This is a genomic window from Brachybacterium sp. SGAir0954 (assembly GCF_005490785.1).
In the GTDB taxonomy this organism is placed as follows: Bacteria; Actinomycetota; Actinomycetes; order Actinomycetales; family Dermabacteraceae; genus Brachybacterium; species Brachybacterium rhamnosum.
Genome location: NZ_CP027295.1, coordinates 2,846,411 through 2,864,738 on the forward strand (window position 1 = coordinate 2,846,411; position 18,328 = coordinate 2,864,738).

Annotated in this window: 15 protein-coding genes; 9 read left to right on the top strand and 6 right to left on the bottom strand. The window is 71.5% G+C overall.

The genetic code is table 11. The features are described from left to right. The first annotated feature begins 62 nt into the window (after positions 1 to 62). From C1N80_RS12795 to C1N80_RS12820, 6 genes are all read left to right on the top strand, one after another. Positions 63 to 1,757, top strand: a complete 1,695-nt coding sequence (locus C1N80_RS12795; RefSeq protein ID WP_137771122.1) for a glycoside hydrolase family 13 protein — start codon at positions 63 to 65, stop codon at positions 1,755 to 1,757. An 80-nt stretch (positions 1,758 to 1,837) separates the two neighbouring features. Next, complete coding sequence (locus tag C1N80_RS12800) at positions 1,838 to 3,097, top strand: carboxylate--amine ligase (RefSeq protein ID WP_137771123.1); 1,260 nt, start codon at positions 1,838 to 1,840, stop codon at positions 3,095 to 3,097. A gap of 18 nt (positions 3,098 to 3,115) precedes the next feature. Then, positions 3,116 to 4,363, top strand: a complete 1,248-nt coding sequence (locus C1N80_RS12805; RefSeq protein WP_137771124.1) for a carboxylate--amine ligase — start codon at positions 3,116 to 3,118, stop codon at positions 4,361 to 4,363. Between the two features lie 83 nt (positions 4,364 to 4,446). Then, positions 4,447 to 4,947, top strand: a complete 501-nt coding sequence (locus C1N80_RS12810) for a YbhB/YbcL family Raf kinase inhibitor-like protein (RefSeq protein ID WP_137771125.1) — start codon at positions 4,447 to 4,449, stop codon at positions 4,945 to 4,947. 186 nt (positions 4,948 to 5,133) lie between these two features. Continuing rightward, positions 5,134 to 6,378 (top strand): glycosyltransferase family 4 protein, encoded by a 1,245-nt coding sequence (locus C1N80_RS12815; RefSeq protein ID WP_137771126.1) that lies wholly within the window; start codon positions 5,134 to 5,136, stop codon positions 6,376 to 6,378. After that, positions 6,375 to 7,526, top strand: coding sequence for a glycosyltransferase family 4 protein (locus tag C1N80_RS12820; RefSeq protein ID WP_137771127.1), 1,152 nt, complete (start codon positions 6,375 to 6,377; stop codon positions 7,524 to 7,526). The genes C1N80_RS12815 and C1N80_RS12820 overlap by 4 nt, the downstream gene beginning before the upstream one ends. Here C1N80_RS12820 and C1N80_RS12825 read toward each other — a convergent pair. The 4 genes from C1N80_RS12825 to dnaK all read right to left on the bottom strand — a co-directional run bounded on the left by C1N80_RS12825 (position 7,435) and on the right by dnaK (position 11,583). Then, positions 7,435 to 7,884 carry a heat shock protein transcriptional repressor HspR gene (locus tag C1N80_RS12825; protein ID WP_137771128.1) on the bottom strand — a complete coding sequence of 150 codons (450 nt, stop codon included), beginning with the start codon at positions 7,882 to 7,884 and terminating at the stop codon, positions 7,435 to 7,437. The genes C1N80_RS12820 and C1N80_RS12825 overlap by 92 nt on opposite strands. Positions 7,885 to 7,943: 59 nt before the next feature. Then, positions 7,944 to 8,939 carry a DnaJ C-terminal domain-containing protein gene (locus C1N80_RS12830; RefSeq protein ID WP_137771129.1) on the bottom strand — a complete coding sequence of 332 codons (996 nt, stop codon included), beginning with the start codon at positions 8,937 to 8,939 and terminating at the stop codon, positions 7,944 to 7,946. 128 nt (positions 8,940 to 9,067) lie between these two features. Further along, positions 9,068 to 9,721, bottom strand: a complete 654-nt coding sequence (locus C1N80_RS12835; protein ID WP_137771130.1) for a nucleotide exchange factor GrpE — start codon at positions 9,719 to 9,721, stop codon at positions 9,068 to 9,070. Then, complete coding sequence (dnaK, locus tag C1N80_RS12840; RefSeq protein WP_137771131.1) at positions 9,721 to 11,583, bottom strand: molecular chaperone DnaK; 1,863 nt, start codon at positions 11,581 to 11,583, stop codon at positions 9,721 to 9,723. The genes C1N80_RS12835 and dnaK overlap by 1 nt, the downstream gene beginning before the upstream one ends. Before the next feature lie 431 nt (positions 11,584 to 12,014). On the opposite strand from dnaK, the gene nhaA reads away from it, so the two are divergent. Continuing rightward, a complete protein-coding gene (gene nhaA / locus C1N80_RS12845; protein WP_370297288.1) occupies positions 12,015 to 13,793 on the top strand; it encodes a Na+/H+ antiporter NhaA in 1,779 nt (592 codons plus the stop codon). Between the two features lie 210 nt (positions 13,794 to 14,003). Here nhaA and C1N80_RS12855 read toward each other — a convergent pair whose 3' ends face one another. Next, entirely contained in the window at positions 14,004 to 14,855 is an 852-nt protein-coding gene (locus tag C1N80_RS12855) for a response regulator transcription factor family protein (RefSeq protein ID WP_137771133.1), read from the bottom strand. A gap of 89 nt (positions 14,856 to 14,944) precedes the next feature. Here C1N80_RS12855 and hxlB point away from each other — a divergent pair, with 89 nt between their 5' ends. Both hxlB and hxlA read left to right on the top strand, forming a co-directional pair. Then, on the top strand, positions 14,945 to 15,520 hold the full coding sequence (hxlB, locus tag C1N80_RS12860; RefSeq protein ID WP_370297002.1) for a 6-phospho-3-hexuloisomerase: 576 nt from the start codon (positions 14,945 to 14,947) through the stop codon (positions 15,518 to 15,520). Positions 15,521 to 15,573: 53 nt separating this feature from the next. Next, a complete protein-coding gene (gene hxlA, locus C1N80_RS12865; protein ID WP_137771134.1) occupies positions 15,574 to 16,197 on the top strand; it encodes a 3-hexulose-6-phosphate synthase in 624 nt (207 codons plus the stop codon). Between the two features lie 815 nt (positions 16,198 to 17,012). Here hxlA and C1N80_RS12870 read toward each other — a convergent pair. Further along, the gene (locus tag C1N80_RS12870; RefSeq protein WP_137771135.1) at positions 17,013 to 18,206 is read right to left on the bottom strand and encodes an alcohol dehydrogenase catalytic domain-containing protein; all 1,194 of its coding nucleotides are present in this window, start codon (positions 18,204 to 18,206) and stop codon (positions 17,013 to 17,015) included. Between the last annotated feature and the right edge of the window lie 122 nt (positions 18,207 to 18,328).

The window sequence follows — 18,328 nt, forward strand, 5'->3', positions numbered from 1 at the left end:
GCGGTCCCGATACACCTGAGAACCTGTCCCGAGCCTCGGGCACCACCACCGGAAGGACCCCCATGACCCTCGCCCCCGCGCCCCTCGAGCAGTCCGCATCGTCCGAGCAGGCCGCCCGTGCCGAATGGTGGCGCGACGCCGTCGTCTACCAGGTGTACCCCCGCTCCTTCGCCGACAGCGACGGCGACGGCATGGGCGACCTCCCCGGCGTGACCGCCCGCCTGCCCTACCTCCGCGATCTCGGGGTCGACGCCCTCTGGCTGTCCCCCTTCTACACCTCGCCCCAGAACGACGCCGGCTACGACGTCGCCGACTACACGGACGTCGACCCCCGGTTCGGCACCCTCGCCGACGCCGACACCCTGATCGGGCAGGCGCACGCCCTGGGCCTCAAGGTGATCGTGGACCTCGTCCCGAACCACTCCTCGAGCGACCACGTGCTCTTCCAGCAGGCGCTCGCCGCCGCCCCCGGCTCCCCCGAGCGGGACATGTACGTGTTCCGCGAGGGTCGCGGCGAGCACGGCGAGCTGCCCCCGAACAACTGGACCTCGATCTTCCACGGCCCCGCCTGGACCCGCGTCACGGAGGCCGACGGCACCCCCGGCCAGTGGTACCTGCACATCTTCGACACCACCCAGCCGGACTGGAACTGGGAGAACCCCGCCGTCCACGAGATGTTCCAGGGCGTGCTGCGCTTCTGGCTCGACCGCGGGGCCGACGGCTTCCGGGTCGACGTCGCGCACGGCATGGTCAAGCCCGAGGGTCTGCCGGACGCGACCGTCAACGCCGAGGGGCTCATCGACATCCCCGAGGGCGAGGTGCCCGTCTACTTCGACAACGACGGCGTGCTGGACATCTACCGCGAGTGGCGCCCGATCGTCGACTCCTACGAGGGCGACCGCATGATGGTGCTCGAGGCCTGGATCCCCGAGCACCGCCTGCCGCTCTACATCGGCAGGGAGGAGGCTCACCAGTCCTTCAACTTCGGCTTCCTCCAGGCCCGCTGGGGCGTGGAGACGATGCGCGCCGCGATCGAGAAGCCGCTCGCCCTCGCCGACGCCGTCGACGCCCCCACCACCTGGGTGCTCTCCAACCACGACGTCATCCGCCACGCCTCCCGCTACGGCTTCGCCCCCGACCACGCCTTCGGCGAGGGCCTCGCGCGCGACGAGGTGCCCGATGCCGCGCTGGGCCTCGCCCGCGCCCGCGCCGCGACCCTGCTCATGCTCGCCCTGCCGGGCGCCGCCTACCTGTACCAGGGCGAGGAGCTGGGCCTGCCGGAGGTGCGCGACATCCCCGACGAGCTGCGCGAGGACCCCTCCCACCACCGCGCGGGCGTCCCCGGCCGCGACGGCTGCCGCGTGCCGCTCCCCTGGGAGCAGCACGCGCCCGCCTTCGGCTTCTCCGCGACCGGCGAGTCCTGGCTCCCCCAGCCCGCCGAGTTCGGCCCGCTCGCCGCGGACGCCCAGTCCGGCCGCGAGGGATCGACGCTCGAGATGTACCGCCGCGCTCTCGCGCTGCGCTCGGAGCTCGGCCTGGGCCGGCCCGGGGAGGGCGTCGCCTTCCTCGAGGGCCTGCCCGCCGGGGTGCTCGGCGTGCGCCGCGGCGAGGTGACGGTGCTCGTGAACACCTCGGAGGAGACCGTCGCCCTGCCCTCCGCGCTCGCGGGCGCCGAGGTGCTCGTCGGCTCCGGGGAGCGCCCGGCCCCCGCCGGCGAGCTCCCCGCGGACACCGCCGTCTGGCTGCGCACGGCCTGACACCCGCTCCCGGCGTGACCTGGGCCGCGCAGCCGTGTGGCTGCGCGGCCCGGGCCCGAGCCCTCGTTAGGATCGCCCCTATGCGCACGCCCTCCACGCCGACCGATCCCGGCTTCGACGTCGTCGTCCTCGGGGCGGGACTGAACTCCCTGAACCTGACGATCGCCTTCCACCAGCAGTACGGGATGCGATGCACCACCGTGGTGCGGATCCCCGTGGAGATGAACGCCCGCACCGTCTCCACCGACCTCGTCGAGCTCGGCGCCGACGCGACCGACGAGGACATGCGCGACGCACTCCTCGACCTCGCCGCCCAGCGCCCCGAGGGACGGCCCGCCCTGCTGCTGACGAACGCCGACTCGCTGATCGCCTTCATCAACCGCTTCCGCGCCGACCTCGAGCCGCACTACCTGCTCGCCCAGGTGCCCGCGGAGCTCCTCGAGCGCCTCGCCGACAAGGCGGAGTTCGCCGAGCTGTGCGAGGAGCTCGGCATCGGCACGGTCCCCACCGTCGTCGTCGACTTCTCCCGCCAGGAGGAGGAGGGCTGGAACGGCACCGCGGAGCTGCCCTGGTCCTACCCGGTCGTCGGCAAGGCCGCGAACACGGCGGAGTACCACGACGTGCACTTCCCCGGGAAGCGCAAGGTGTTCTTCCTCGAGTCCGCCGCGCAGCAGCAGGAGCTCATCGCGGACCTCCGCGCCGCCGGCTTCACGGGGCGCTTCCTGTTCCAGGAGCTGATCCCCGGGGACGACACCGCCGAGCGCTCGATCACCGCCTACCGCAGCAGCCGTGGGAAGGTCACCCTGCTGTGCGCCGCGCAGGTGCTGCTGGGCGAGCACACCCCGGAAGCGCTGGGCCGCCCGGCCGCGATGGTCACCGGCGACTTCCCGACTCTCACCGACGCCGCCGCCCGCTTCCTCGACGCGGTGGACTACGTGGGCTTCGCGAACTTCGACGTGAAGGTCGACCCCCGCACCGGCCGCGAGTGCTTCTTCGAGATCAACCCGCGGATCGGCCGCAACAACTACTACGTCACCGCGACCGGCGAGTCCGTCGCCCGGCACGTCGTCGAGGACCGCGTCCACGGGCGGGACATCACGCCCGTGCGGGTGACGGAGCCCGTGCTCTACTCGATCCTCCCGGTGCCTCTCGTACTGCGCTACCTGCGCGACCCGGTGCTCCGATCGCGCGTGAGGCGCCTGGCCCGCACGCGCCTGGCGAACCCCTTCCGCTACGGCCCCGAGGGCCTGTGGATGCGCGCCTACGCGACCGTCTCCGGGCTGAACTTCGTGCGCAAGTACCGCGCCGTCTACCCGCGGCCCACCGACTCCGGCTTCTGAGCAAAGGACCTCTCCCCCATGACCGGCACCCCGAGCACCCCCGGCGTCGACCTCGTCCTGCTGGGCGGCGACATCGGCGTCTACGCCCTCGCCCGCGCCTTCCACGAGCGCTACGGCACCGTCGCGACCGTCGTCACGCGCACCGTCTCCGGGCCCGTCGCGGACTCGCGCCTCCTCACCACCCGTGAGCTCGGCGCGGACGCCTCCGAGGACGCCATGGTCCGGGCGCTGCTCGCCGTGGGCCGCGAGAAGAAGGCCGCCGGCCTGCGCCCGATCCTGCTCGCCAACGCCGACTTCCTGGTGCTGCTCATCGCGAACCACCGCGAGGAGCTCGGCGAGCTCTTCCACCTGCCGCTGCTCGGGGACGACGTCCTCGCCGCGGTCGCCGACAAGGCGACCTTCTCCCTCACCTGCGAGGAGATCGGCGTGCCCACCCCGGGCACGATCGTCCTGGACTTCGCGGGCGGTGCGCTCCCGGAGATCCCGGAGATCCCCTGGGACTTCCCGGTCGTCGCGAAGGCCTCCCGCTCCTCGGCGTACTCCGCCGTGAGCTTCCCCGGCAAGCGGAAGGTCTTCGAGATCGCGGACCGCGCCGAGCTCGAGGACCTCGCCGGGCGGCTCCAGAGGGCCGGCTACACCGACCGCTTCGTCGTGCAGGAGCTCATCCCCGGTGACGACACCTCCATGCTCTCGGTGACCGCGTACGTCGACACCCGCGGCGAGGTGACCCTGCTCGGCGGCGCCCACGTGCTGCTCGAGGAGCACACCCCCGGGGCGCTCGGGAACCCGGCCGCGATGTTCACGACGGACCTCGGCGACGTGCTCGTGCAGTCCGAGCGGTTCCTGCGCCGCACCGGCTACCGCGGCTTCGCGAACTTCGACGTGAAGGTGGACCCCCGCGACGGCGTCGCGAAGTTCTTCGAGGTGAACCCGCGGATCGGCCGCAACAACTACTACATGACCGCCGCCGGGGCGAACGTCGCGATCCCCGTCGTCGCGGACATGGTCGAGGACCGTGCGATCGAGCGCATGGTCCCCACCGCGGAGATCCTCTACTCGATCGTCCCGTGGGCGCTGCTGCGGCGCTACATCGTCGACCCGGCGCTGCGGGCCCGGGTGCGCGCGATCGGCCGGCGCCGCACGGTGCACCCGCTCGCCTCGCCCGTCGAGGGGCCGCGCCGACGCGGCTACGTCGCGGTCGCGAAGGCCAACCAGGTGCGCAAGTTCCTGCGCCACTACCCCAGGCCCACGGCGCTCGGGTTCTGAGCACCCCCGCTCCCGCGCCCCGCGCGCCGACCCCGGACGGCCCCCGCCTCGACAGGCGGGGGCCGTCTTCCTAAGGTGGCGCCATGACCGACGCCGACGCCTTCACCCTCGTCTCCCGCGCCCTCCCGGACGGCTCCGTCGTCGGGCGTCCGCAGCTGGTGGCCTCGCAGGGCGGGCAGAACCTGTCCCCGGACCTCGCCTGGAGCGGAGCCCCCGAGGGCACCCGCTCCTTCGCGGTGACCTGCTACGACCCCGACGCGCCGACGGGCTCCGGCTTCTGGCACTGGATCGCCTGGGACGTGCCCGCCGCGACCACCTCGCTCCCCGCGGGTCTCGAGCGGGAGCATCCCGGGATCCGCCAGGCCGTCAACGACTTCGGCAACCCCGGCTACGACGGGCCCGAGCCCCCGGCCGGTCCCCCGCACCGCTACGTGTTCACCGTGCACGCGCTTCCCGTGGAGCACCTCGACGCGGATCCGGCGGCGCCCCACGTGGCCGCGCGCTTCGCGATCTTCACCCAGCAGCTGGCCTCCACCTCGTTCACAGCCACCTATCAGGTGTCCGAGGAGCACACAAGGGGGTAACACTCCGCAACGTCACGGGCGTGCCCCGTCGTCGCTCCCCGAACCCCGCCCTACGCTCGACGTATGAGCAGGCACCGGTCCGGGACCACCCGGCAGCACCGAGGATCAGACCGTGGTCGGACGAAGTTCCACCGCGCGGAGGATGTCCCCGGCGTTCCCAGGTGCGAGGCTCGGGGGGTGCACGTGATGAGGAAGCGACATGCGGAACGGACGACCGGCTCGGGCCGGCCGCTGCGGGTCCTGCTGACCACCGACTGGTGGGAGCCCGTGGTCAACGGCGTGGTGGCCTCGGTCGCCACTCTGCGCCGCGAGCTGATCGCGCTGGGCTGCGACGTGCGGGTGCTGACCCTCGCCTCCGGCCTGCGCACCCGCAACGAGGACGGCGTGTACCGGATCGGCTCCGTCTCCGCGGGCATGGTCTACGACAGCGCCCGGATCGGCATGCCCGCCTCGAAGCGCGTGCTCCGCGAGATCCTCCGCTGGCACCCGGACGTCATCCACTCGCACTGCGAGTTCTCCTCCCACATGTGGGCCCGCAAGATCGCCCGCGCGCTCGACGTGCCGATCGTGCACACGTACCACACGATCTACGAGGACTACACGCACTACTACTCCCCGAGCCGCACCGTGGGCCGGAAGGTCGTCGCGACCTTCTCCCGTCGCGTGCTCGACGGCACCGACGCGGTCGTCGTGCCCACCGAGAAGGTCGCCCGGCTGCTCGCCGGCTACGGCGTGACCCGCCCGCAGTACGTCATCCCCACGGGGCTGGACCTCGACCGCTTCCGCCCGGCCCGCACGGAGGCCGAGCTGCGGGACGCGGCCGAGCTCCGCGCGGGCCTCGGCATCCGCCCCGACCAGCGGGTGCTGCTCTCCGTGGCGCGCCTGGCGAAGGAGAAGAACCTCGACGAGGTGATCGACCTGGTCGCCGGCGCGGGCCGCGAGGACAGCGTGCTCGTGCTCGTGGGCGACGGCCCGTACCGCGAGGAGCTCGTCGCCCATGCGGCCGCGCGCGGCGTGAGCGACCAGGTCGTCTTCGCCGGCGTCGTGGACCCCGCCGAGGTCCAGCGCTGGTACCGGATCGGTGACCTCTTCGTCTCCGCCTCGCTCTCCGAGACCCAGGGCCTCACCTTCATCGAGGCGATGGCCTGCGGACTGCCGCTGCTCTGCCGCCGCGACCCGTCCCTGGCCCGCGTGGTCGTCGACGGCCGCACCGGCTGGCAGTACGACGGCGCGGCGGACTTCGCCGCCCACCTCGACCAGATGCTCGGCGACGACCTGCTGCGCGCGGCCATGTCCCACGAGGGTGTCGCCCACGTCCACGCGACCTTCGGCTCGCGGGCCTTCGGCTCCTCGGTGCTGTCCGTGTACCGCTCGGCGATCGAGCGGCGCTCCCCGCTGCGGGTCCTCGCGCTCGAGCCCCTCGCCGCATGAGCGGCCCCGCCCCCGTCCCCGGGCCGGACCCTGCCCCGCGGCTGCGGGTGCTCGTCCCCCGCGGCATGGACCAGCTGGCCCGCGAGTCCGGGATCGGCGCCGCGATCCGGCACCAGGAGAAGGTCATCCGGTCGCTCGGCCACGAGGTCGTCCGCAGCCCGCTGGACGACTTCGACGTGGTGCACCTGAACACCCCCTTCCCGGACACCCCGCTGCTCGCCCGCTGGGCGCGGCTGCGGCGCCGGCCCGTGCTCATGTGGGCGCACTCCACGGAGGACGACTTCCGCAACTCCTTCACGGGGGCGAACGCGGTCGCGCCGCTGTTCCGGCGCTGGATCGCCCACCTGTACCGCCGCGGCGACGCGGTCGTCACGCCGAGCGGCTACGCGCGCGAGCTCATCTCCGCGCCGAAGTACGGTCTGCGGGCACCGATCCACGTGCTCTCCAACGGCGTGGACACGTCGTTCTTCCGCCCGGACCCGTCGGCCCGCGGGCGGCTCCGCGAGAGCCTGGGCCTCGGCCCGGAGGCGGAGGTCGTCGTGAGCGTCGGCATGCAGCTCGTGCGCAAGGGCATCGTCGACTGGGTGGAGCTCGCCCGGTCCATGCCCGGCACCACCTTCGTCTGGTACGGCCGCACGGACCCGCGGATGCTCACCGCCGCCGTGCGCCGGGCCCTCGCAGGCGCTCCCGCGAACGCCCTCTTCCCGGGCTACGTGCAGGCCGCCGAGCTCCGCGACGCCTACTGCGGGGCGGACGCCTTCTGCTTCCTCACCACGGAGGAGACCGAGGGGATCGTGCTGCTCGAGGCGCTCGCGTGCGGCGCTCCCGTGCTCGTGCGCGGCATCCCCCTGTACCGCGACCAGTTCCCCGACGGCGAGGTCACCCACCAGGTGACCGGCGAGGGCCCCGTCTTCGTCGCGGCGACCGCGCGGAAGCTGCGGGCGCTGCTGGACGGGGAGCTCGCGGATCTCCGCGCGGCGGGTCGCGCGGCCGCGGAGGACGTCGACCTCGACCGGGTCGCGGAGCGGCTCGCGGCGATCTACGACGCCGCGGGCGTCACGCCCCGCCGCCGCGCCGGGGTGGGCGCCACAGCACGAGCGCGCCGGACTGGCGGCGCCCCGGACGCTCCCCGCGCCGCAGCGCGCTGACCTCACCGGTCCTGTCGGCGGAGAACACGCGCCGACGGTCGCTCGGCGTCATCGCGGCGAGCGCCTCGCTCACGCGGTCCAGCTGCTCCTGCAGCGCCCCGACCTCGTCCTGCAGCTCGAGGATGCGCTTGATGCCCGCGAGATTGATGCCCTCCTCCTGGGAGAGCCGCTGGACCTCGCGCAGGTTCGCCACGTCCCGCGCGCTGTAGCGGCGGCCGCGCCCGCTCGTGCGCTGCGGGGAGACGAGCCCCAGGCGGTCGTACTGGCGCAGGGTCTGCGGGTGCATGCCGGAGAGCTCCGCCGCGACGGAGATGACGAAGACGGGAGCCCGTTCGTCGAGACGCTGCTGCGGTGCCATGCGCCGCTCCTTCCCTGGGTGATCCGACGGCCCGCCGCGTGGGCGGGCCCGTCGGGATGTCAGCGCGCGGCGGCCTCGGCCAGGCCGGCGCGCGGATTCTCGTCGCCGCGGGCCGCACGGAAGTCCTCGACGGCCTGCTTCGCCGCGCCCTCGACGTGCGAGGGGACGGCGACCTCGAGGGTCACCAGCAGGTCGCCGGTGCCCTTGGACGTCGCGAGGCCCTTGCCCCGGGCGCGCAGCACGCGACCCGAGGGCGTGCCCGCGGGGACCTTCATGCGCACGCTGCCGCCGTCGAGCAGCGGCACCTCGAGCGTCGTGCCGAGCACGGCCTCGTCGAAGGCGACGGGGACCGTGAGACGCAGGTTCCTCCCGTCCATGGACCACACGGGGTGGGGGTCCACCTCGAGCAGGAGCAGGAGGTCGCCCGCGGGACCGCCGCCCTGGCCGGGCCGGCCCTTGCCGCGCAGGCGGATCTTCTGGCCGTCGTGGACCCCCGCGGGGATCCGGGCGGTCACCGACCGGCCCTCGACGCTCACCGTCACCTCGGTGCCGAGCGCGGCCTGGCGGAAGGTGATGCGGATGCGCGCCGTGACGTCCTCGCCGGCCCGGGGGCCGGCGGAGAAGCCCGCGGGCCCGCCCGCGCCGCCGCCCTGGTTGAACATCCGCAGGATGTCGTCGAGATCGGGGTTCGCACCACCGCCCCCGGCGCCGGCGAAGCCGCCGGCGCGGCCGCCCGCCCCGCCGAACATGGCGGAGAAGACGTCGTCGAAGCCGGCGCCCGAGGCGCCGCCCTGCCCGGCGGAGAACCGCGCGCCGCCCGAGCCCATCGCGCGGATCGCGTCGTACTGCTGCCGCTGCTCGGGGTCGTTGAGCACCGCGTAGGCCTCGCCGACCGCCTTGAAGCGGTCCTCGGCCGTGGGGTCATCAGGGTGGCGGTCCGGGTGCAGCTCCTTGGCCTTCTTCCGGTACGCCTTCTTGATCGCCGCGGCATCGGCGTCCTTCGAGACGCCGAGGACCGCGTAGAAGTCCTTGTCGATCCAGTCCTGTCCGGACATGTGTCGCGCCTCCTTCCGGGGAGCGTCGATGGGGAGGGTCGTGGCACGGGGTCACGACGGGAAGGGCCTGGCCGTGGGGCCCGTCGGAGGGGGTCCGACGGACCCCACGGCCGGGGAGGGGGCGAGGGTCAGGCGGGGCCCTGAGTGGCCACGCGGGCCGGCCGCACGACGCGACCGCCCACCGTGTACCCGGGCTGCATGACCATCGTCACCGTGGTGGAGGTGGCCTCCTCGGAGTCCTGGTGCATCAGGGCCTCGTGGAGGGACGGGTCGAACTCGTCGCCCACCGCGCCGAAGCTCTCGAGACCCTGCGAGCGCAGCGTCTCCTGGAGCTTCCCGGCGATCGAGTGGAACGGGGTGCCCTCGGCGATGTCGCCGTGCTGCCGTCCCAGCTCGATGTCGTCGAGCACGCCGATGAGCGAGGCGAGGACGCGGCTCGCCGCCGCCTCCTTCGCCGTCTCCGCGGCCTGCTCGATGCGACGACGGGAGTTGACGTACTCCGCCTGCTCGCGCTTGAGCTGGTCGGTCAGCGACGCGACCTGCGCCTCGAGCTCGGCGACCCGCCCGTCGGCCTCGGAGGCGGCGGCCTCCTCGAAGAGCTGCGCGGCCTCGGCGTCGATCGGGTCGACGGCCTCGTCCTGCGGCTCCTGGGCGGCGGGGGCCTCCCCCGCAGGACGGACGCTGCCGTCCTGCGGGTCGACCTTGCGCTTGTCGGTGAAGGAGAACCTCGGCTCGCCCTCGGGCCGCTGCGCGTCGTCGGGGGTGCTCCGGTCCTCGGTCATCACTTCTTCTCCTCGTCCTCGTCCACGATCTCCGCGTCCACGACGTCCTCGTCCGAGGAGGAGGCGTCGTCGGCGGTGCCCTCGGCGCCCTCGGCGCCCGCGGCGTCGCCCTGCTGGGCGTAGATCGCGGTGCCCACGGCCTGCAGGGCCTCGTTGAGCGCGTCGCGCTTGGCCTCGAGGTCCTCGGTGGAGGCGTCCTCGGTGGCCAGCAGCTCCTTGCCCGCCTTGATGGCGTCCTCGGCCTGCGTGCGGTCCGCGTCGGAGATCTTGTCGGCGTTGTCGGCCAGGAGCTTGTCGCCCTGGTACGTCAGCTGCTCGAGCGTGTTGCGGGCGTCGGCGTTCTTGCGACGCTCCTCGTCCTCCGCGGCGTGGGCCTCGGCGTCCTTCACCATCCGGTCGATGTCGTCCTTGGAGAGGGCGGATCCGCCGGTGATCTGGATGGACTGCTCGTTGCCGGTGCCGCGGTCCTTGGCGGTGACGTGCACGATGCCGTTGGAGTCGATGTCGAAGGTGACCTCGATCTGCGGGATCCCGCGCGGGGCCGGCGCGATGCCGGTCAGCTCGAAGGTCCCGAGGAGCTTGTTGTCACGGGTGAACTGACGCTCGCCCTGGAACACCTGGATCGCGACGGAGGGCTGGTTGTCCTCCGCGGTCGAGAACACCTCGGAGGTCTTCGTCGGGATGGCCGCGTTGCGCTCGATGAGCTTGGTCATCACGCCGCCCTTGGTCTCGATGCCGAGGGAGAGCGGGGTGACGTCCATGAGCAGGACGTCCTTGCGCTCGCCCTTGATCACGGCCGCCTGGAGGGCGGCGCCGACGGCGACCACCTCGTCCGGGTTGACGCCCTTGTTGGGCTCCTTGCCGGTGAGCTCCTTGACGACCTCGGAGACCGCGGGCATGCGGGTCGAGCCGCCCACGAGGACCACGTGGTCGATGTCGGAGACCTTCACGCCGGCGTCCTTGATCACCTGGTGGAAGGGCGCCTTGGTGCGCTCGAGGAGATCCTTGGTCATGTCCTCGAACTGCGCGCGGGTGAGCTTCTCGTCCAGGTGCAGCGGGCCGTTCTCCGACATGGAGAGGTACTGCAGCGAGATCGACGTGGAGGTCGAGGAGGAGAGCTCCTTCTTCGCCTGCTCGGCGGCCTCCTTGAGGCGCTGCAGGGCGATGCGGTCCTTGGAGAGGTCCACGCCGTCCTTCGACTTCACCTGGGAGATGAGCCAGTCGACGATCTTCTGGTCCCAGTCGTCGCCGCCGAGGCGGTTGTCGCCCGCGGTGGCCTGGACCTGGATGGCCGAGCCGTCCTCGTCCTTGCTCACCTCGAGGAGGGACACGTCGAAGGTGCCGCCGCCGAGGTCGAAGACGAGGATCTGCTCGTCGTCCTGGCCCTTCTCGAGGCCGTAGGCGAGGGCCGCGGCGGTGGGCTCGTTGATGATGCGCAGGACGTTGAGGCCGGCGATCGTGCCGGCGTCCTTCGTGGCCTGACGCTCGGAGTCGCTGAAGTACGCCGGCACCGTGATGACGGCGTCGGTGACGGGCTCACCGAGATAGGACTCGGCGTCCTTCTTCAGCTTGCCGAGGATGCGGGCGCTGATCTCCTGCGGGGTGTACTTCTTGCCGTCGATCTCCACGGTCCAGTCGGTGCCCATGTGGCGCTTGACCGAGGCGATCGTGCGGTCGACGTTCGTGACGGCCTGACGCTTGGCGACCTCGCCGACGAGCACCTCGCCCTGCTTGGAGAAGGCGACGACGGACGGGGTGGTGCGAGCGCCCTCGGCGTTCGCGATGACCGTCGGCTGCCCGCCCTCGAGGACGGAGACGACGGAGTTGGTGGTGCCGAGATCGATTCCGACGACACGGGACATGTGTGCCTGCCCTTCTGCGGCGTTGGCGCCGCGGTGGTTCGACTGGCCGCGGGGTCCGCGGCTCCGCCGGCCGCCTGGCCGGCGGCACGATTGAGTGACTACAGCTCAAGTACATGACGCCCGATCGCGGTTGTCAATCAGTCGCTCATCGAACTTGAGTTCAACAGACTCAACTGCGCGGTGGTCGCCATCATTCCCGCCGTCGAGCGATGTGACGCAGGCCACTCTTGCGCGTTCTCGGGTCTCGCGTCTCGTCGCCGCCGACGCGGCCCTGGCGCGCCCCAGCCCTCGGACACCCGCCACGTCGAGACATTCGGTACGACCGCGAACTGCACGGGGCACCCATGCTCCGTCATAATCGAGCCGTGCCCCATGAATCCGCGCCCCCGCGCGGCATCGCCGGACGACTCCGCACGGAGTCGGGCTCGGCCGTGGTGCTCATCGTCGTCACGGCCTTCGCCCTCCTCTGGGCGAACTCGCCCCTGTCCTCGTCCTATGACGAGCTGTGGCAGCAGAGCGTCGGGATCGACGTCGGCCCGTTCGGCCTGCATCTGGATCTGCACCACTGGATCAACGACGGACTGATGGTCGTGTTCTTCTTCGTCGTGGGACTCGAGGTGCGCCAGGAGTTCGCGCACGGGGCCCTCCGGGACAGCAGTCGCGCACGCCTGGCAGTGATCGCGGGCATCTCCGGGGTGGCCTTGCCTGCGCTGGTGTACGTCCTGGTCGTCGGCGCGTCCGGTGGCGAGGGGCTTCGGGGGTGGGGGGCCGTCGTCGGCACGGACACAGCGTTCATGCTCGGCGCTCTCGCGATCGTCGGCCCCCGGCTCTCCGGGCAGCTGCGCGTCTTCCTCCTGACCCTCACGGTGGTCGACGACTTCCTCGCGGTGTCGATCATCGGGGTGTTCTACAGCGACGAGATCCACCTCGCCCCGCTGCTGCTCGCTCTCGGCTGCCTCGTCGCCCTGTGGCTGGTGGGCCGTTCCCGGCAGTGGAGTGCCGCTCCGTACGTCGGGATCGTCATCGTGCTGTGGCTGGCGACTCTTTCCTCCGGCATCCACGCCTCGCTGACGGGCATGATCGCCGGCCTTCTGATCCCCGCCTACCCGACGCAACGGCAGGAGGTGGTCGCCGCCCGGCAGCTGTTCCGCGACTTCTGGCAATCCCCGAGCGCTTCCTCGGCGCGAGCTGTGGGACGGGGGCTGTCCAAGGGCGTATCGGTCAACGAGCGGTTGCACGAGTACCTCCGTCTCCCCACGGCATTGCTCGTCGTGCCGATCTTCACACTCGCCAATGCCGGGGTGAACCTGGGCGGCGGGGTGGTGGCCGACTCGCTGGGCTCGCCTGTGACGTGGGGCGTCATCGCGGGGCTCGTGCTCGGCAAGCTCCTCGGAATCGGGATCGCGACGCTCCTCGCCGTTCGGATGGGCGCAGGTCGACTTCCGGAGGGGGTCGGAATGGGCAGCGTGTTCGGCGGGGCAGCACTTTCGGGCATCGGTTTCACCGTGTCGCTGCTGGTCATCAGCCTCGCTTTCGACTCCTCCTCGGATCTGGGGCGCCAGGCGACGCTGGGCGTGCTCGTGGCGATGGTGCTCGCCACTGTTCTGGGCTGGTCGATCTTCAAGGTGGCGGCCCGTCGGTGGGGAGAGGAGACGGCGGATCTCCCGATGACGCTCGACTCCCCGGTGGACCCCGAGGTGGATCACATCCGCGGACCGGAGGACGCCCGGCTCACCCTCGTGGAGTTCGTGGACTTCGAGTGCGAGTACTGCGCGCACGCCACTGGCTCATGGGAAGACCTGCACGGGCGCTTCGGTGACGATCTGCGCTACGTCGTGCGGCATCTGCCTCACCATCCTCACGGCCCCCTCGCCGCACGGGCCGCCGAGGCGGCCGCGAAGCAGGAGATGTTCTGGCCGTGGCTCGACTTCGTCTTCACTCGGCAGGACGCGCTCGAGCGGGAGGATCTCATCGGCTACGCGGCGGAGCTGGGACTCGATGTCGAGGCGTTCATCGAGGATCTCGACAGCGACGAGGTTGCTGCGAGGGTGCAGCGGGACATCGCGAGCGCGGAGGCGAGCGGCGCCAAGATGACCCCGACGTTCTTCGTCGACGGCTGCCGGATGGTGGGCAGCTATGACGCGCGCTCACTGACCGAGATGCTGGAATCCAGCCGTCGCGGGAGCCGCACCCAGGCGGCGAAGGCCTGAGGCCGATCCGCGTACCCAGAACACGGTGGGACGCGGGCGGTGCCAGCGCGTATGAGTCACAGCTGCGCGCTCACCGCTCTCGCGTCGGGCTGGTCATGGACACCGTGCGGCATCGCCTTCACCGCCGGCCACCAGCTCTTCGAGGTCACGGTCATGAGGCTCGCAGCGCAGCGGGTGCGACACCGCTGCCGACGTCCGGACCGAGGCCCGCTATCGAGTCTGGGCGCTCGGAGAGTGCGCATCATGGGAGTGAGCGATGCTTGCGAGCTCGGCGCGCGTGCGGGCACCGTATTTCCGCAGCAGGTTGGCCACGTGGTACTTCACGGTGTTGGCCGTGATCCCGAGCTGATCGCCGATGCGCTGGTTCGAGATCCCGGTCGCGACCAGGCGCAGCACCTGCTTCTCGCGGTCGGTGAGCTCCTCGGCGCCCTCCACGGTGAGCGCTGCGCTGGGTGGGTCCAGCGGGATCTCGATCCGCAGCGTCGTCCCCCAGCCCGGAGTCGTCTCCACGTCCATGGTTCCGTCGAGCGCCGCCACCCGCTCCACGATCGGACGCAAGGAGTCGTCGTGCGCCGTCACCGCGATTCCCCCGTCGTCACGGACCTCCATCAGCAGGTTGCGGCCATCGCAGTCCCAGCCGACCCGGGCGCGTGCAGCGTCCGCGCGGTCCATGAGCGAGAGCACTGCTGTGCGGGAGATGGCGCGGGCCTCCCGAGCGACCGGGCCCGGCAGCGCCCGTCCTCGCGCAGGAGGCTCTGCGAACTGGACCTGCAACGGCCCGGAGCGGATCAGAGGACGCAGTTCGGTGCGCAGGCGCGAGAACGCCTCCGCCACCGGCTCGAGCACGCTCTCCTGCTGCTCATGGACCGAACGAGCACGGATGAGCGCGGAGGAGGCGATCTCCGTGGCCTCCCTGCGCGCGGCCGCATCCGCGAGTCGGCCGGAGCGGAGCACGGCGAGGATCGATTCGAGGGTGATCGCATGCTGATCGGCCTGCTCGGTCAGGGCACGGTCCCGCGACAGGGAGCGGGCACGTTCCAGCGGGGTCGGGAGGTCGCTCACTCCGCTACTCTAGCCCGACCTGGGAGGCCCACCCGATCGAACGGGGCGCCCCGCTCATCGGGCAGCAGTGGAGCGCCGCGGGCCGGTCCATGCTGGTCGACATGGAAGAACGAGGTATCCAGGATTCGCTGGCGCGGATCGTCAACGAGATCGAGGGGGCAGCTGCCCTTCCCGACGCGCCCGCGCTCGCGGCCGCCGTCGAGCTGACAGCGGACGCCCGGCGAGTCTTCGTCCACGGCGCTGGACGGTCCGGGCTCGCGCTGCGGATGACGGCCATGCGCCTCATGCATCTCGGGCTGCAGGTCCACGTCGTCGGTGAGACGACGACCCCGGCGATCGGAGAGGGCGACCTGCTCCTGACCGCCAGCGGTTCCGGCACGACCTCGGGGGTGGTGAGCGCGGCCGAGACGGCGCGATCCGTCGGTGCCCGCGTCATCGGGATCACGACCGACCCCGAGTCACCGCTTGCTCAGCTGTCCCACGCCGTCCTGGTCATCCGGGCGGCGACGAAGACGGACCGGTCCGAGCAGCAGTCGGCCCAGTACGCAGGCAGCCTCTTCGAGCAGCTCCTCGTCCTCGTCGGCGACGCTCTCTTCGACGTCCTGTGGCAGAAGAGCGGACAGAGCGCGGATGCGCTCTGGCCACGTCATGCCAACCTCGAATGACCTTTCTTCCCCGTTCCACCATCGACACCACCACGAGAAAGAGACACCCTGACATGCGACTGCAGTTCGCCATGGACACCCTGACCACCGAGTCCGCCCTCGACCTCGCCGCGAAGGCCGCCCCCTACGTCGACATCCTCGAGCTGGGCACCCCTCTGATCAAGAGCGAGGGCCTCGCGGCGATCACGGCGGTCAAGGCCGCCCACCCCGACAAGACCGTCTTCGCCGATCTCAAGACCATGGATGCCGGAGAGCTGGAAGCTGACATCGCCTTCTCCGCCGGAGCCGATCTCGTCACCGTCCTCGGCGTCGCCGGTGACAGCACGATCGCCGGAGCGGTCGCCGCGGCGACCAAGCACGGCAAGGGCGTCGTCGTCGATCTGATCGGCGTGTCCGACAAGGCCGCACGGGCCCGAGAGGTCGTCGCCCTCGGCGCCGTCTTCGTGGAGATGCACGCCGGCCTCGACGAGCAGGCGGAGGACGGCTACAGCCTCGACGCCCTGCTCGCCGCCGGCGAGGCCGCCGAGGTCCCGTTCTCCGTCGCCGGCGGCGTCAGTGCGGACTCTGTCGAGGCCGTCCAGCAGGCGGGAGCAGACGTGGCCGTCGCGGGCAGCGCCATCTACAGCGCATCGGACGTCGCCGCCGCGGCCGCCGCCATCCGCTCCGCCATCCGGTGACCACCGCCCACCGCATCCGGTGGTGAGGGGGCAGGTGACGGCACGCCCGGACCCTGTCCCCTCCCCGGGTGCGGTGGACTGATGCCGCAGACGATTGCCCCGTGGCGCAGAGCTCCACATGGCGCTCAGCCCCGGAGGGCGTGCCGGACGGTGATCGGGTCCCGACGCCGCGCTGGCCCACCAGCACCCGTCCACTCCCCCTCGAGGCGTCGGGCAGAACAAGGGACGAGCGTGCTGCACGACGAGGTGCCGGGCCGCGACCGGGTGCAGGACGGTCTGTCTCCCCGATGGGGGTCGACCGACCCAGGTGTGCCCGGCATCGGCGCCGGTCGGAGGTCCGCTCGATCCCGGCGATGGCTGCTGTCATGACGCGCATACGCCGGACTCCCCGCAACGGCTCGATCGGCAGCAGCGGACTCCGGCTCATCGACCGCCGTCGGGCCTCGGAGCACACGATCTCACCGAGCGTCCGGCGCGGGCGGCGGCGATGCTCTCGCAGAAGCGCTCGATCCGCGTCATGATGATCGAGACGTGCCTGGCGGCGCCGCGGCGCGTCCCGACGGTCCGGGCGCCGGTGATCGTCCTCCTCACCCCGCGGTGCGTTCCGGATCGTGAGGGGCGTCAGGAGCGTCGCAGCGAGCTGCCCCGTCTCCCAGGATCGCCCCTCCTCGCTCCCCCGCGCCGCTGGGCGCCGGCATGCCGGCCCCACCTGCCCCAGGCCCGCGCCGGGCATCGTCCAGGGGCGACGGATCCGCGCACGGCCCGCGACCGCCGCTGGAGTGACGATCGCGGGCCGGGTGCACGACGGCCTGGGATCAGGCGGGGATCATGCCGTGGGGATCGATGATGAACTTCTCCGAGACACCGGTGTCGAACGCCGCGTAGGCGTCGGGGGCCTCGTCGAGGCTGATGACCTTGGTGTTGAGCATGTCGCTGAGGTAGGGCATGCGGTCCCAGAGGATCGACATCATCAGCTCACGGTTGTAGTGCATGATCGGGGCCTGGCCGCCGGAGATCCGAGGCGACTTGATCCACGCCTTGCCGAAGTCGATCGAGAAGGTGCCCTCCTGCTCGGCCTTGGAGGAGGCCAGCGGGTCGGGGCCGTAGACGCCGACGATGCCGGTGGCACCGCCTGCGCGGGTGGCGTCGATGACCTGGTTGATGGCGTGGGCGGGGTTCATGTCATCGGCTTCGCGGCCGATCCCGTGTGCCTCGTTGCCGACGTAGTCGACGGCGCAGTCCACCATGGGCTCGCCGAGGATGGCCTCGATCTGATCGGTCAGCGGCACGTCCTGGTTCAGGTCGATGGTCTCGCAGCCGTTGTTCTTCATCAGGTCCAGCCGGTCCTGGTGGTAGTCACCGACGATGATGCAGGACGCACCCAGAAGACGGGCCGCCGCGGCGCCGCAGCGTCCCACAGGTCCGGCGCCGGCGATGTAGACGGTGGAGCCGGGCTTGGCCCCGGCCTCGACGAGGCCGTGGAACGCGGTGGGCAGGATGTCCGAGAGAAGGGCGAGGTCACGGATCTTCTCCATGGCCTGGTCCTTGTCCGGGAAGCGGAGCAGCTGGAAGTCGGCGTAGGGGACGAACAGGTACTCCGCCTGCCCACCCTGGAAGTCGCCCAGGTTGAACCCGTAGGCGCCGCAGGACACGTCGGGGTTCACGGTCTCGCACACCTCGGTGTGGCGGGCACGGCAGTTGCGGCATCGGCCGCAGGCGACGTTGAAGGGGACCGAGACCAGGTCGCCCTCGGAGAGGAACTCGACGTCGGCGCCGATCTCGACGACCTCGCCGGTCATCTCGTGCCCCATCACCATGCCCTGGGGGACGGGGAAGGAACCGCGGTAGATGTGCAGGTCGGAGCCGCAGATGTTGGTGGCGACGATCTTGAGGATGACGCCGTGCGGGGCGCTCTTGCCGTTCGGCATCTCGAGCTTCGGGAAGTCGAGGGTCTCGACGCGCATGTCCTTGACGTTCTGGAACACGACGGCGCGGTTGCTGCTTGCCATGACGTTCTCCTCCGGTTGGGGATGGCCCGGTCGCGGAAGTGCCACGGTCATATGGATGCCCGTCGCCCGTGACCTCGGCTCGTTTCGAGCATAGGACAGACGGAGCCCCGTGCTCCACCCTG